This is a genomic window from Streptomyces sp. NPDC088387 (assembly GCF_044753385.1).
In the GTDB taxonomy this organism is placed as follows: domain Bacteria; phylum Actinomycetota; class Actinomycetes; order Streptomycetales; family Streptomycetaceae; genus Streptomyces.
In genome coordinates, this window is sequence record NZ_JBIVNC010000008.1 from 398,466 (window position 1) to 413,592 (window position 15,127).

Here is a 15,127-nt window from a genome sequence, read left to right on the forward strand (position 1 = left end):
CCATGGGAGAGTCAAGCAGCCGGGACCGCGGAGGGCGCAAGCACCAAGGCTCCGGTCACCGAGACGAGAGCCACACCGAGCGCGACCGGGAGGGCTCACGTCCTGATGCCACCCCGGACGAATTCGCCGGCAAGCTGACGGACTCCCCCAGAAGGTCGAGACTGGTGTGGGCCGCGTCGCACAGGGGGTAACTCGCCGTGGATCGTGGGGGCAATACCAACAATGCGATGTCTGGCACGGCACACAACGTGGTGCAGGGCCGCGACTTCTACGGTGGCGTTCACCTGCACACGCATGACACCGTCCGGCCCGAAACGCCGCGCCATCTGCCGCCCGATGTCACTCACTTCACCGGTCGACGTGAATCCATCGCGGTGCTGGACTCTCTGCTGGCGGAGGCCGGGGGCGGCGGAACGATGGTCATCGCCACCCTGTCCGGCATGCCGGGGATCGGGAAGACCGCGCTCGCGATTCACTGGGCGCACAGAGTGAGAGACCGTTTCCCGGGCGGTGCCGTGTACCTGGATCTGCATGGTTACGGCACAGGTGTTCCGGCGAGCCCCACGGACGTTCTCGAGGGTCTTCTGTGGACCATGGGGGTGCCTCCCGAGCGTGTCCCGCCGGATCCCGAAACGCGGTCCGCGATGTATCGAACACTGCTCGACGGTCAGCGAACACTCGTTGTTCTCGACAACGCCCACAGCGCCGAACAGGTCCGTCCGTTACTGCCCGGCTCCCCGGGAACCATGGTGGTGGTCACCAGCCGCAGCCTGCTGTCCGGGCTCGGCGCTCGCGAGGGAGCACGGCGGGTCGTACTGGACTCGTTGTCCGAGGAAGAGGCCACCGACCTGCTTCGGCGGATCAGTGGCGCCGCCCGTTCGCACGCCGAGCCCGAAGCGATCTCGCTCATCGCCCGCCATTGCGCGTATCTGCCGCTCGCCCTTCGCATAGTCGCGGAACGCGCGGCAACCCGCCCACGGTTGTCTCTGATGGAACTGGCCCATGAACTCACGGCGGAGCAACACCGGCTGGACGCCATCGCCGTCCCCGACGACGAGCTCAGCGAAGTGCGCACCGTGTTCTCCTGGTCGTACCGGGGCCTGCGCCCGGAAACCGCGAAGGTGTTCAGGCTGCTGGCACTCCCTTCCGGCACGGACATCTCCGCCGAGGCGGCCGTCGCGCTGACGGGTGTGGCTGCACGGGACCTGCGCCGCCAACTGGAGACCCTGGCCGGCGCGAGTCTTCTCCGCGAGGACACGGCGAGCCGGTACCGCTTCCATGACCTACTGCGCGCCTACGCGCGAGAACAAGCCGTCGTCGACGAGCCCGCACAGTCGCGAGAGCAGGCCGTGAGCCGCCTGCTCCTCTGGTACGCGCATACCGCGGCCGCCGCCCGCTCCGCGGTCTCGGCACGCCGTCCCCAAAGTCCTTTCGCCCTTCCGGAACGGTTCGATCCGCCGCCCGATCCGGTTCTCGGGTTCACCGACGCCGAGCAGGCCATGAAGTGGTTCGACGCCGAAGCGGACAACCTGGTGGCGGCCGTGCGCCAGGCCGCCGACGCGGCACGTCACGACATCGCCTCCTGGCTGCCGGTGGCCTGCCAGACCTACTTTCAACGTCGAATGTCACTCGGCCCTTGGACAACCACGCACACCCTCGGCGTGGAGGCCGCCCGCGCGGCCGACGACCAGCACGCCGAAGCGGAGCTGCACCGGGGACTCGGGGGTGCGCTGTATTACCTCGGCCGAGCCGAGGAGTCCTACGATCACCACCGCCTGGCGCTGGAGGGCTACCGGCGGCTCGGCTGGCCCGGAGAGATTCTCCTCGTCAATCTCGGCAGTGCCTGCGCGGCACTGGAACGGTACGAGGAGTCGCTCGACTGGCTGCACCAGGCGCTCGCCGCGGCTCGACGGACGGGATACCGCAATGCCGAGGCCTACGCGTTCCAGGGCCTTGGGTCCACGTACCACCGGATGGGGAGACCCACATCGGCGGCGGAGCACTGCCGCAGGGCTGTCGCGGTGTTCCGCGAGACGGGCGACCGCTTTGGTGCCGGCATCGCCCTCGGCCGGCTCGCCCTCGCCTGCCTGCTGTTGGGAAGGGCCTCGGAGGCCGTGGAATATCTCCACAAGGCCCGCACCAACGCCGAGCAGATCGGTGACCGGTCGGGAGAGGCGTGGGCACTCGAGACCCTGGGCACGGTCTTCCACAGTGCGGGCGGCAGGGAGAAGGCATGCGAGCACTGGCGCAGCGCGCTCGCCCTCTACGAGGTGATGCTGGACGGCAGCGGCGTCGCGCGAACGCGCACCTGGCTCGACGACCCTCGTGCCGTCGTCCCGATGCCGCAACCACGCCCGTGACCGGTACGAGCGACCGCATGCCGGCAACTGAACGCGTCCGTACGAAGGGGGAGTCAGGATGGATCCAATATCGGTGGGGCTGTTGGCGGCACTGGCCGGCGGAGCCGGAGGTGAGCTGGGCCGACAGTCCTGGGCAAGCCTGACCGATCTTCTACGGCGCCCGTTCCGGATCGGACGCGCTCCCGACAACACGCAGGCTCCTGAGATCAGTTCTGGGGAAGCGGAGCTCATCGCGTTGGGCCGGGCACCGGCCGATCCTGCACGCGCGCATGCCCTGAGTATCGCTCTGGCAGCACGCGCGGCAGTGGACGACGGCATACGCGCGGACTTGGAGCAGTGGTACGAGCAGGCCAGGTTGGTGCGGACCGGGGACGGCGAGGTGCACAACACCGTCAGCGGCGGAACCCAGTCCGGGCCGGTCATACAGGGCCGCGACTTCCACGGGATCTCGTTCAACGGCCCGCTGCCGACGCCGACCGAGCAGCCCGGGGGCAATGCACCGCCACCGCAGGGCTGACTCACCCTCCGCCAGACCTCGTTCGCACCTCGATCCACCCCCGGATCGCGGACGCCGTCGTCTGGGCGTGTTCGGTCATCATTGTCAGGTGGTTGCCCGGCACGTCGACCGTCTCGTGGGGCAGGGGCCAAGACGTCCGCCAGTCGGCCGGGGTCTTGGTGGCGGCCATCGCCGGGGTGGGTTGGGTCGCGCGTACGAGGAGGGTGGGGGTGTCGACCGGTTCGGGGTGGTGGTCGAGGAAGATGCGGTGGTACGCGCCCATCGCGGCCAGCGTGCTGTCGTCCTCGCCGGTGAGGGCGGGCTGTTCGGTGTGCGGCCGGGGTGGGCCCGCAAGGGACAGCAGCCAGTCCTTGCCGCTGTTGTCCCGCGTGACGCGGTACGTGTCCAGCAGCACCAGTCCGAGCGGCGCACGCCCGGCCCGCTCCAGTCGACGTGTCACCGCGTGCGCCACATTGCCGCCGGCGGACTGGCCCACGATCACCAGCGGCCCGTCCCCGACCGACCGCAGCACGCTCTCCGCGTGTGTGACGGCGAGCGCGGCCACGTCCTCCGGTACCGCGGTGCCGGCGCCGATGCCGGGGTGGGGGAACTCCATGACGTCCAGGTCGTTGCGGAAGGCGCCGTGGAAGCGTGGGTGGTCACCGCCGGGAGAAGGGTGGGACGGGTGGTGGGCCGGGAAGTAGACCACCGTCGGTCGGTCGGGGCCGCCGCCTTGGGCGCGTGAGCGGTGGATCGGGGGCAGGGCGTGCGTGCGGCCCTCGGCTCCGGTGAAGGTGGGGAGCGCCCACGAGGCGGTGACGAGCAGATGTGTGGCCGCGACCGGCTGCCCGGCCGCGCTCACCTGGTGGAACAGGGCGGCGAGGGTGTGCGTGGGGCGTTCGGGCCGGGACGGCTGCGGCGCCGGTGCCTCGTCGTCCAGGAGAGTCAGTACGTGCCGTGCCAGTTCCTCCGTCGTGCGGTGCTCGAAGACCATCGCCGCCGGGAGGCGGAGCTTCAGGGCGAGGCTCAGCCGGTTGCGGACCTGTACCGCGGTGAGGGAGTCGAAGCCCAGGTCGGCGAGGTTCTTCCCCACGGGCAGCGCGTCGGCGCCCGGATATCCGAGGACGGCGGCGATCTCGGCTCCCAGCAGCTCCACGAGCGCCGACTCCCGCTCGGCGATGGGGAGTTGAGCCATCCGCTCCAACCAGCTGCCCGGCTCTGACGTGGTTTCCGACCCGGAGGCGGCGGCCGAGGCGGCGGTTGGCCTTCCGGGCACTCGCACCAAACCCCTTAGCAGCGGCGGCAGTTGTGCGCCCGCCGACCGTAGCCCCGCCCGGTCCAGCAGGATCGGTGCCAGCACCGGTTCGCCGTCCCGCAGCGCCGCGTCGAACAGATCCAGACCCTGCCGCGTCGACAGCGCGGTGAACACGTCACGGCCCTGCCTCACCGGTACGGCCATACCGCCGGCGTGCTCCCAGGGCCCCCACGCCAGCGACACCGCCGGCAGCCCCTCGGCGACCCGGCGCCGGGCGAGCGCATCGAGGAAGGTGTTCGCCGCCGCGTAGTTGCCCTGGCCCGCCCGACCCAGCAGACCGGACACGGAGGAGAACAGGACAAACGCCGACAGGTCCAGGTGCCGGGTGAGTTCGTGGAGATGCCACGCCCCGTCGGCCTTGGGGTGCAGTACGCCGGCCATCCGTTCGGGGGTCAGAGCATTCAGTACTCCGTCGTCGAGCACGCCCGCCGCATGCACCACCGCCGTCAACGGCGGCTCGCACTGACTGATCAGCTCGGGCAGCGCGGCCCGGTCGGCGGTGTCGCAGGCGACGATGTCGGCCTCGGCGCCCAACTCCTCCAGCTCGCGCCGGAGTTCCTTCGCACCAGGCGCCTGCGGGCCACGGCGCCCGGTCAACAGCAGGTGTCGTACGCCGTGTTCGGCGACGAGGTGCCGGGCCACTTCCGCGCCCAGCGCGCCGGTGCCGCCCGTGATCAGAACCGTGCCGTCGGCCGAGAGGCCAACGCCCGCACCCGGAGCACCGGTGGCCGCGGCAAGCCGCTCCACGCGCGCCCGCCCGGCCCGCAACGACAGCTGGGGCTCCCCCGATGCCACGGCCGCCGGCAGCAGCCGTAGCGACTCGGGCCGTCCGTCCACGTCGATCAGGACGATCCGGCCGGGCAGCTCCGACTGTGCCGCCCGCACCAGCCCCCAGACCGCCGCTCCGGCGAGATCCGGCACCGGCGCGGTGGCATCCCGCGTGACGACCACGAGCCGGGCCTCCGCCGTCGCCGGATCGTCCTGCCACTCCTGGAGCACCGGGAGTACCGCACCGGTCAACTCGTGTACGGCGTCCAGCGGATCGGAGTCCACCGCGGCCGCCGTGACGGCGACGAAGTCGTGCGGGGTGGCCGTCGCCGCGGGCAGGAACCCGGCGAGGCCGAGCGGGTCCGGCCCCCGTACCGCCCAGGTCCGCGCCTCCGCCGGGTCGGGCAGGGCGACTTCGCTCCAGTCGGGCCGGAGCAGGGCCCTTCGTACGATGTCGTCCGCCATGTCGGTGCGTGTGGAAGGGAGTTCTCTCGTCGTGAGCGAGCGCACCTGGGCGACCGGACCGCCCGCCGGGTCGGTGAGGGTGAGCGAGACCGTGTCGGGTCCGGCCGGGGTGATCCGCACCCGTACCTCCGTCGCACCGGAGGCGTACAGGCTCACCCCGCTCCACGCGAACGGCACCCGCACCGCGTCCGGCGCGTCCGGCGCGGCACCGGACACGGCGAGGACGGACGCGTGCGACGCGGCGTCGAGCAGGGCGGGGTGGAGGCCGAAGGTGCCGGCGTCGGCAGCCGTCGTCTCGGGCAACCGCACCTCCGCGAAGATCTCCTCGCCCCGCCGCCACAGGGCACGCACTCCCCGGAAGGCAGGCCCGTAGGCGAGTCCGAACTCCGCCATGTCTGCGTAGGCGTCAGTGATGTCGGCCTCGGCGGCATCCTGCGGGGGCCACTGGGTGAGCTGTGGCTCCGGTGGTACGGGGACTGCGGCGAGGTGGCCGGTCACGTGCCGCGTCCAGGACACGTCCCGGGTGTCCCCCGCGCGCCCTGCCTCCTCCGCGTCACCCGCGTCATCGGCGTCACCCGTGTTGTCCTCGGGCCGCGCATATATGTCGACCGAGCGTCTGGCGGAGTCGTCCTCCGGCCCGACCACCACCTGCACACGGACCGCCACCGCACCGGGCACCACCAGCGGCGCCGAGATCACCAGCTCCGCCACCTCCCCGCAGCCCACCGCATCGCCCGCCCGCACCGCCATCTCGACAAACACGGTCGCCGGCACAACAACCCGCCCGGCGATCACATGGTCGGCGAGCCAGGGATGGGTCGCGACGGACAGCCGGGCGGTCAGCACGGTCCGGTCGGTGCCCGGCACCTCGAACGCCGGTCCCAGCAAGGCCGATTGATCGCGGGCGGCCCCCACCCCAACGGCCGGGGACACGTCCAGCCAGTACCGCTGCCGCTGGAAGGCGTACGTCGGCAGGTCCACGCGCCGCGCGCCCGAACCCGCCAGGACCGCCGTCCAGTCGACTGCCGCGCCCCGCACATACAACTGCCCCACGGCGGAGAGCAGAGTCCCGGGCTCATACGCGCCGCTCCGCGTGGCCACCACCAGCAGCCGTCCGCCCCGCCCGCCGGCGGCGGCCGACTCGTCCTCGCCGGTCAGACAGTCCTCGGCGCTCGCCGTGAGCGCGGGCCCGGGGCCGATCTCCAGGAAGGCGGTGGCACCGTCGTCCGCGAGCCTTCGCACGGCATCGGCGAAACGCACCGGCTGCCGGGCGTGCCGCACCCAGTACTCCGGGGAGGACAGTTCTCCGGCTTCGGCGGGACGGCCCGTGAGTGTGGAGATCACCGGGATACGTGGTGACCGGTAGGTCAACCCGTCTGCCACACGCCGGAATTCGTCGAGCATCGGTTCCACCAGCGGGGAGTGGAAGGCATGGCTCACCCGGAGCCGTACGGCCCTGCGCCCGCGTGCCTCGAAACCGGTGGCCACCGCGAGCACCGACTCCGATGCGCCCGAAATCACCACGGAACGTGGGCCGTTCACGGCGGCGATCGACACGGACGGGCCCAGCTCCCCGAGCACAGCACGCACTTCGTCCTCGGCGGCCTCCAGAGCCACCATCGCCCCGCCCTCCGGCAACGCCTGCATCAGCCGGCCGCGCGCCGCCACGAGTTCGGCGGCGTCGGGGAGGTCAAGTACACCGGCGACATGCGCGGCAGCGAGTTCGCCGACGGAGTGGCCCACCAGGTGGTCGGCGTGTACTCCCCACGACTCCAGCAGCCGGAACAGCGCCACCTCGAACGCGAACAGACCCGCCTGCGTGAAGTCCGTACGGTCCAGCAGTGCCGCTTCCGGCGAACCCGGCTCTGCCGACAGCACACCGCTCAGCGGCTGTTCGAGCCGGTCGTCCAGGTGTCGGCACACCTCGTCTAGGGCTTCCGCGAAGACCGGGTACGCGGCGCGGAGTTCGCCTCCCATCCGGGCACGCTGGGACCCCTGCCCCGTGAAGAGGAAGGCGGTGCGGACCTCACGATCCGCCAGGCCCCGCAGAACACCGGGCGTGTCCCGGCCCACTGCCAGTGCGCGGAGGGCGTCCAGCATGTGCGGCCGGTCGCCGTGCGGGATCAGCGCACGATGGGTGAGCGCGGCCCGCGACACGGAGAGTGTGTGGCCGACGTCGAGGGACAACAGGTCGGGCCGGTCGGCCAGTTCGGCGGCGAGGCGCCCTGCCTGGGCGCGGAGAGCTCCCTCGTCGGCGGCGGAGAGCAGCCAGGGGACGGGGGCCGGGGCCTTGTTCGCCGGGCCGCCGGTCATGGCAGCCGTCTCGACCGGGCACGTCTCCGCCCCTGCGGCAACGGTCTCCGTCCCTCCGACAACGGTCCCCGTCCTTCCGACAACGGCCCCCGTCTCTCCGACAACGGCCCCCGTCCCTCCGGCCACGGTCCCCGTCCCTCCGACAACGGCCCCCGTCTCCTCGGCCAGAGCGCCCGCCTCCGCCAGGATCACGTGCGCGTTCGTCCCTCCGATGCCGAACGCCGACACTCCCGCCCGGCGCGGCCGGTCCGTCCGAGTGGGCCAGGGCCGGGCCCGCGTCAGCAGTTCCACCCGGCCCGCCGTCCAGTCGACGTGTGGTGTCGGCTGTTCGGCGTGCAGGGTCCTCGGCAGCTCGCCGTGCCGCATGGCCTGCACCATCTTGATCACGCCCGCGACGCCCGCGGCGGCCTGGGTGTGCCCGAGGTTGGACTTCACGGACCCCAGCCACAGCGGCTGTTCGCGCTCCTGGCCGTAGGTCGCGAGGAGGGCCTGCGCCTCGATCGGGTCGCCGAGCCGGGTGCCCGTGCCGTGGGCCTCCACGGCGTCCACGTCACTCGGGCGCAGGCCCGCGTCCGCCAAAGCCTGTGTGATCAGCCGTTGTTGGGCGGGTCCGTGGGGTGCCGTGAGGCCGTTGGACGCGCCGTCGGAGTTGACGGCCGAGCCTTCCAGTACGGCCAGTACCGGATGGCCGTGGCGGCGGGCGTCGGAGAGGCGTTCCAGGAGGACGAGTCCCACGCCCTCGCCCCAGGCGGTGCCGTCGGCCGTCGCCGAGAACGACTTGCAGCGGCCGTCGGGCGAGAGGCCGCGCTGCCTGCTGAAGGCGAGGAAGGAGTTGGGTGTCGCCATCACCGTGACTCCCCCGGCGAGCGCCAGTGAGCACTCGCCGGAGCGCAGCGCGCGGGCCGCCCAGTGCAGGGCCACGAGGGAGGACGAGCAGGCCGTGTCGACGGTGACGGCGGGGCCGTTGAGCCCGTACACGTAGGAGATCCGGCCGGAGGCCACGCTGCCGGTGGAGCCGAGGCCGAGGTGGGCCTCCAGTTCGTGGGCGGGGCCGACGCGGGTCGCGTAGTCGTCGTACATCACTCCGACGAAGACGCCCGTGTCGCTCTCGCGCAGTGCTGCCGGGTCGATTCCGGCCCGCTCCCACACCTCCCAGGACGTCTCCAGGAGCAGTCGTTGCTGTGGGTCCGTGGCGAGTGCCTCGCGGGGCGCGATCCCGAACAGGTTGGCGTCGAAGTCGGCGGCCCGGTGCAGGAATCCGCCGCTGCGGGTGTACGTGGTGCCGATCCGGTCGGGATCGGGGTCGTAGAGGGTGTCGAGGTCCCAGCCGCGGTCGGCCGGGAACTCCGAGGTGGCGTCACGGCCTTCGGACACCAGCTCCCACAGGTCTTCCGGGGAGGCGATGTCGCCGGGGTAGCGGCAGGCCATGGCGACGATCACGACGGGATCCTGGTCGTGGGCGTCACGGTCGCCGACGAACTCCTGCGCAGAGTCCGCCTGTTGGGTGGCGAAGAGCAGGGTGTGCACGTGCCGGACGACGTCCGCCGGGGTCGGATGGTCGAAGACCAGGGTCGTGGGCAGGGGAAGGCCGGTGAGCGTACGGAGTCGCTCGACGAGTTCGACCGCGCCCACGGAGGTCAGCCCCAGGTCGATGAACGGGCTGTCCGGGTCGAGCGGTTCGTCCGTGCCGCGTCGGCAGGCCTCGGCCGTCCGGGCCAGTACCGCGTCCCGCAGTGCGCGTTCCCGCTCGGCGGGCGGCAGGGACCGCAGCCGCTCGGACAGGGCGGTGTCGGACGGCGGGGCGACGGGCGGGCCGGTGACCACCGCGTGGCGGGCGATCTTGCCGGACGCGGTACGGGGCACCGCTGCGATCTCGCGGATCTCTGCGGGCACCTTGTAGTCGGAGAGCCGGTCCCGGCACGCGGCGAGCACCTGGCGGGTGTCGAAGCCGTCGGGCCCCGGCACGACGAACGCCACGGGGACCTCACCGAGGACGTCGTGCGCCATCCCCACCACCACGGCGTCGGCGACGCCGGGGCACGCCAGGATGACCTGTTCGATCTCCGTGGGGTGGATGTTCTCGCCGCCGCGGATGATCACTTCACTGACCCGGCCGGTGATCCGGAGGTGTCCGTGCTCGACGCGCCGGCCCAGGTCGCCGGTCCGGTACCAGCCGTCGCGCAGCGCGGCGGCGGTGGCCTCGGGCTGGTCGTGGTAGCCGGTCATGAGGCTCGGGCCGCGCACCCAGATCTCGCCCTCGGCGCCGTCCGGGAGGTCACCGCCGCCGGCCGGGTCGACGATCCGTACGTCCATCCCGGGCGCCGGTGGTCCGCAGGAGCCCTCGACCGTGGGCGCGCCGGGACGGTTCACGGCGATCATGCCGCAGGTCTCGGTGGAGCCGTAGGCGTCGAGCAGCGGTGCCCCGAGGTGCTCCTCGACCGCCCTGCGCAGCGCGGGCGGGCTGGGCGCTCCGGCCACGACACACATGCGCGGCGCGGGGCGGGAGGTCTCGTCGGCCGACGGGTCGGCCGAGGCCACCAGCTGGTGGTACGTGGCCGGGACGCCGGCCAGCATGGTGAAGGGGCCGCCCAGCCCCTCGTACCGTGTGCGCAGTTCCTGCCACAGGCCGCCCGGGGGGAGCGGGACGGGGGCGATGTGGGCGCTCGCGCCGACGGCGGTGACGCCGAGGATCGCCAGGGAGTGCGAGAAGCTGTGGAACAGCGGGAGGGGCCACAGGAGGCGGTCCTGGGGCGAGAGGCCGAAGACCGGGGCGTAGGTGGCGGCCGTGGACCACAGGGCGGCGCGCTGGGTGGACAGCACACCCTTGGGGCGGTGGGTGGTGCCGGAGGTGTAGAGCATCCAGGCCGGGTCGTCGAGCCCGAGCCCGTCGATGTCCGCGCACGGGTCGCCCTCGACGGCGTCCCGGAACAGCCCGGTGCCGTCGGGCGCGTCGGCCGGGAGGGTGTCGGCGCCGGTGACGAGGAGCCCCAGGCGGTGGTACGAGGGTCCCAGGCGCCGCAGCCGGGCGAGGTGCGCGGCGTCGGTGATGACGTGGGCGGCGCCGCTGTCCTGAAGGAAGTGGGCGAGTTCGGCGTCGGAGGAGCGGGGGTTGAGGGGGACGCCGACCGTGCCGGCCCGCAGGACGGCGAGGCAGCTCTCGACCATGTCCACGCGGTTGCCCAGCAGGATCGCGACCCGGTCGCCCCGGCGCAGTCCGGTCCGGGTCAGATACGCGGCGAGCCGGGCGGTCCGGTCCTCCAGGGCGGCGTAGGTCACCGTGCGTGACGCGTCGCTGAACGCGACCCGCTCCCCCGACCGGCGCGCGTGCGCCTTCAGAAACTCGTGTACCGGTCGGATCAGCTCGTCCCGCGCCATGCTTCCGCCTTCCGGCCTCCGCGAGGCCCCCGCCAAGTGCCCCGTGGCACATCCCTGTTGAGCCTACGCGGCGGAGATCCGTAACAGCCGGGAAAGATCCAATAAGGCGGGGACGGACGGCGTTTGGGCCGTTGGCTCAGGAATCGTCCTGCTCGTGAGGCACTGGAACCGGACATTCGGGGAACTGTTGCTGTCGGAAAGGCGTTGGGTCCGGGGAGACGTCCGGTACCGGGGAGTAGTCGCACTCCATACCCGGTGCCGCCGTCGGTACCTCCGCCGCCGTTCACGTCGAGAGGGCACGTATCGGGCATGCGCTGTTGCTTCTCCGCTCCCTTCAGAGCCCTGTCGGCTCTCCCGTCCCCCTGCGAAGTCGTACGGTCCGGCGCGCTGCTGGCACCCGCCGTCCTGCGGGCCACCGCCGACGCACTGCACGGCCCGGCCCACCGGCGCGAGCCCCGTCGCCCCGGTGTCCCCGCGGCCGTCCATCTGGAACTCGTCACGCTCACCGAGGACCACGCGGTCGTCTCCTGGTACACCGGCCTGCCCGGCACCGACGACGGCTCCGGCCACATGCTGCCCGCGGTCACCGAGGGCGAGGTCGTGTACGGCACACATCCGTCGCGGCTGATCCACACCGCCTCCGAGGGCCACCCCACCGCTCACCATCTCGTCGAGCTCACGCATCTGGAGCCCGGCCAGACCTACTACTACCAGGCCCGTTCACGAGGTGTGCCGGCGATCCCCACGCCACTGCACCTCGTCCGCGGCAACGCGGTCGGCACCAACCGCCACGGCTTCGGCTCGGCGGGACCGTACTCCTTCACCACACCCCAGCCGCCCCCGGGCCGGCACCTGCTGTCGATCGCGCTCTGCAACGACCTGCATCTCGGCGAGACCACGGCGGGTCTGGTCGCCGGTGTGCCGCTGCTGCGCGGGGTGTCGCAGGAGCTGGGACGTACGCCGTATCCGCAGATCATGAGCCGGGCGGTGGTGGCGGAGGCCCGGCGGCGGGGTGCGGACGTGCTGCTCGCCGCCGGGGACATATCGGCCGACGGCAACCCGTTCGACCTGGCCGACGCCAAGCGGATCCTGGACGGCTTCGGCACCCACCGCCGGGACTACTTCGTGGTGCGCGGCAACCACGACCGGGCACGCGGCGGCGGCTGCGGGCCGGGCAGTGGCTGCGGGACGTACGACGAGGGGTACTGGTCGTGCGACGGCAGCTGCCGGGACGGGTTCCGTGAGGGGTTCCTGCGCTCCGGGGAGCTGTCCTACTTCCTGCGGGACATCGGCGGGCTGCGGATCGTCGGGCTCGACACCTACGACAAGCTGGGCAACGGCGGTGACGCGGGAGGGCTCGGTGCCGAGCAACTCGCCTGGTTCCACGCCCGGTTGCGGGAGAGTCGGGACCAGCCGACGGTGGTGTTCGGCCACCATCCACTGACCGTGCAGGGCTCGGTGTTTCCCGTCACGCGCGGTCAGCGGGTCGAGCGCCGCCAGGCGCGTTCCATCATCGACGCCTACGCCGCCGCTCCCGGTGTCTTCCTGCACCACGCGGGTCACACACACCGCAACAAACGCACGGTCCTGCCGGGGGCCCCGCACGTCACCATGCAGGAGGTCAGCGCGGTCAAGGACTATCCGGGCGGGTTCAGTCTTCTGCGGATCCACACCGGCGGGTTCGCCCTCAACCACTACAAGGCGGGCGGTGCCGCGGCCCGTGAGTGGACCGAGCGCAGCCGCCGGGTGGCGGGCGGTCTGTGGCCGCACCACGCGCTCGGCCGGTCGGTGGCCGACCGCAACAGCGTCCGCGCCCACGATCTGTCGGGCATCACCCGTCCCGTGCCGCAGCGGGCCTCGCAGGGGTTGTGCTCCTGGCCGGCCGGCCCGGTGGTGACGTAGGAGGAGGCGTTCGGCAGTCATTCACGGCCGCATCACCTCGGGGCGGTTGCACCCGCCGACGGTCGAACTACCGTCGTGGGGTCGTACCAACCCGTCATGAGTGAGGTGCCGATGTCCGCAAGACGAGTCCTCGCCGGTCTGGCCCTGGCCCCGGTGTTCACGGTGTCCGCCCTGCCCGCCGCCGCGCAGGCGACGACGTCCGACGGTGCCGGAGTGCCGCCCCGGAAGGCCGTGTTCGATCTTCAGGCCCACCGGGGCGGTCTCGGGCTGACCACCGAGGAGTCCCTGGAGGGGTTCGGCAAGGCGCTGCGGCTCGGGGTGTCGACGCTGGAGCTGGACACCCAGATCACCAAGGACCGGAAGGTCGTCGTCACGCACGACCGGCAGGTCAGTGCCACCAAGTGCCGTGACACGGGCCCCATCACGCCCGGCGACACGATGTACCCGTACGTCGGGAAGTACATCAAGGACCTGACGCTGGCCCAGATCAAGAGCATGGACTGCGGATTCCAGCAGCTGCCGGGCCATCCGGAGCAGGAGGTCGTCAAGGGCTTCCGGATGGCCGAGCTGAAGGACGTGCTGAACCTGGTGAAGAGCTACCGCGCGTGGGGTGTGAAGCTCAACATCGAGACGAAGGTCGAGGCGGGCGCGCCCGAACAGACCGCGCCGCGCGAGCTGTTCGTACGCCGGGTGTACGAGGAGATCCGCAGGTCCGGCATCCAGGACCAGGTCACCATCCAGTCCTTCGACTGGGGCGCGCTGAAGGCAATGCACAAGCTGGCGCCGAAGTGGCCGCTGGTCGCGCTCACGAACTACGACTTCCTCCAGGTCGGCAAGGAGGGCGCCTCCCCGTGGCTCGGCGGGATCGACGCCGACGACTACGGCGGCGACTTCGTGAGGGCCGCCGCCACGATCCGCGGGGTCAAGGCCCTGTCGCCGAACTACGGCTTCCCGCAGAACGGCAAGATCGGCGACCCGGGCTTCCGGTTCTACCCCGACCCGAAGATGGTCGCCGACGCGCATGCCCGGGGCCTGAAGGTGATCCCGTGGACCTGTGACGACCCGGCCACCATCGAGGCCCTGATGGACCTGGGTGTCGACGGCATCATCACCGACTACCCGGACCGGGTCCGGGAGATCATGGCCGACCGCGGGATGCGGCTGCCGAAGCGGTATCACCGCCGGTAGTCGGTCGGGGCCGGGGGTCCGGGGCCCGGTGGTCCAGGGGGCCCGGTGGTCCAAGGGGCCGGTGGTCCAGGGGCCCGGGGGCCCGGAGGCCCGGAGGCCCGAGGGGCCGGGGGTCCAGGGGGCTGGAGGCCCGGGGGCCCGGGGGCCCGGGGGCCCGAGGGGCCGAGGGGCCGGGAGGCCGGGAGGCCAAGGGGCCGGGAGGCCGGGAGGCCAAGGGGCCGGGAGGCCAAGGGGCCGAGGGGCCGGGGGCCGGGGGCCGGGGGGCCGGTCCGGGGGCGGGGCGCCGACGTCCGTTTCGTTCAAGACGGTGTCGGCGCCCGCTGCGTACGGTCGGGGTCATGGAGACCGCAACCACGTACTCGAAGCACATCAGCACCCACATCGACCGCACCGCGGAGGAGGTGTACGCCTACGCGTCGGTCCCGTCCCATCTGCCCGAGTGGGCGGCGGGTCTGGGCCGGTCCGTGGAGGAGGTCGACGGGCGCTGGGTCGCGGACTCGCCGATGGGGCGCGTGGTGGTCGTGTTCGCGCCGCCCAACGAGTTCGGTGTCCTGGACCACCATGTGACGCTGCCGTCGGGCAAGACCGTCCACAACCCGGTCCGGGTGATCGCCGACGGCCCCGGCTGCGAGGTCGTCTTCACCCTCCGCCGCAGGCCGGAGATGAGCAACGAGGAGTTCCACCGGGACGCGGCCGCGATCACTGCCGACCTGGCGACGCTGAAGGGGCTTATGGAGCGCGGGTAGAGGTCACCGGCCGCCGGGGCGCGACTCGGCGCGGCGCACGGGCGGCCTTCTGGAAGGCTCCGCCCGAAGGGCGACCCCGGCCCGCACGGTGCGTACGGACCCGGATTTCGTCCCTGCGCGCTGACGCGCCGACCGGGCCGGAGCCCTTCCCCCACGGGCCGCCGAGACCGGGGCCCGTCTCCATTGACTACCGGGGACC

Annotated in this window: 6 protein-coding genes; 5 read left to right on the forward strand and 1 reads right to left on the reverse strand. The window is 72.2% G+C overall.

All coding sequences use genetic code 11. From position 1 onward, the window contains the following. The first annotated feature begins 227 nt into the window (after nucleotides 1–227). Entirely contained in the window at nucleotides 228–2,360 is a 2,133-nt protein-coding gene (locus ACIQAC_RS23530) for an ATP-binding protein (protein ID WP_402193896.1), read from the forward strand. A 304-nt stretch (nucleotides 2,361–2,664) separates the two neighbouring features. Beyond that, the gene (locus ACIQAC_RS23535; RefSeq protein ID WP_402193897.1) at nucleotides 2,665–2,877 is read left to right on the forward strand and encodes a hypothetical protein; all 213 of its coding nucleotides are present in this window, start codon (nucleotides 2,665–2,667) and stop codon (nucleotides 2,875–2,877) included. Between the two features lies 1 nt (nucleotide 2,878). On the opposite strand, the gene ACIQAC_RS23540 is transcribed toward ACIQAC_RS23535, so the two are convergent. Further along, the gene (locus ACIQAC_RS23540) at nucleotides 2,879–11,092 is read right to left on the reverse strand and encodes a type I polyketide synthase (protein WP_402193898.1); all 8,214 of its coding nucleotides are present in this window, start codon (nucleotides 11,090–11,092) and stop codon (nucleotides 2,879–2,881) included. 309 nt (nucleotides 11,093–11,401) lie between these two features. Between ACIQAC_RS23540 and ACIQAC_RS23545 the strand changes: the two genes are divergently transcribed. The 3 genes from ACIQAC_RS23545 (at nucleotide 11,402) to ACIQAC_RS23555 (ending at nucleotide 14,928) form a co-directional block, all read left to right on the forward strand. Further along, nucleotides 11,402–12,994: a metallophosphoesterase gene (locus ACIQAC_RS23545; RefSeq protein ID WP_402193899.1), complete on the forward strand. Its 1,593-nt coding sequence runs from the start codon at nucleotides 11,402–11,404 to the stop codon at nucleotides 12,992–12,994. A gap of 111 nt (nucleotides 12,995–13,105) precedes the next feature. Next, nucleotides 13,106–14,182: a glycerophosphodiester phosphodiesterase family protein gene (locus tag ACIQAC_RS23550; RefSeq protein WP_402193900.1), complete on the forward strand. Its 1,077-nt coding sequence runs from the start codon at nucleotides 13,106–13,108 to the stop codon at nucleotides 14,180–14,182. Between the two features lie 338 nt (nucleotides 14,183–14,520). Further along, entirely contained in the window at nucleotides 14,521–14,928 is a 408-nt protein-coding gene (locus ACIQAC_RS23555; RefSeq protein ID WP_402193901.1) for an SRPBCC family protein, read from the forward strand. Nucleotides 14,929–15,127: the final 199 nt, after the last annotated feature.

Coding starts and splice junctions, on each gene's coding strand:
- ACIQAC_RS23530 (WP_402193896.1), top strand. CDS start 228: ATGTCTGGCACGGCACACAACGTGGTGCAGGGCCGCGACTTCTACGGT.
- ACIQAC_RS23555 (WP_402193901.1), top strand. CDS start 14,521: ATGGAGACCGCAACCACGTACTCGAAGCACATCAGCACCCACATCGAC.
- ACIQAC_RS23540 (WP_402193898.1), bottom strand. CDS start 11,092: ATGGCGCGGGACGAGCTGATCCGACCGGTACACGAGTTTCTGAAGGCG.
- ACIQAC_RS23545 (WP_402193899.1), top strand. CDS start 11,402: ATGCGCTGTTGCTTCTCCGCTCCCTTCAGAGCCCTGTCGGCTCTCCCG.
- ACIQAC_RS23550 (WP_402193900.1), top strand. CDS start 13,106: ATGTCCGCAAGACGAGTCCTCGCCGGTCTGGCCCTGGCCCCGGTGTTC.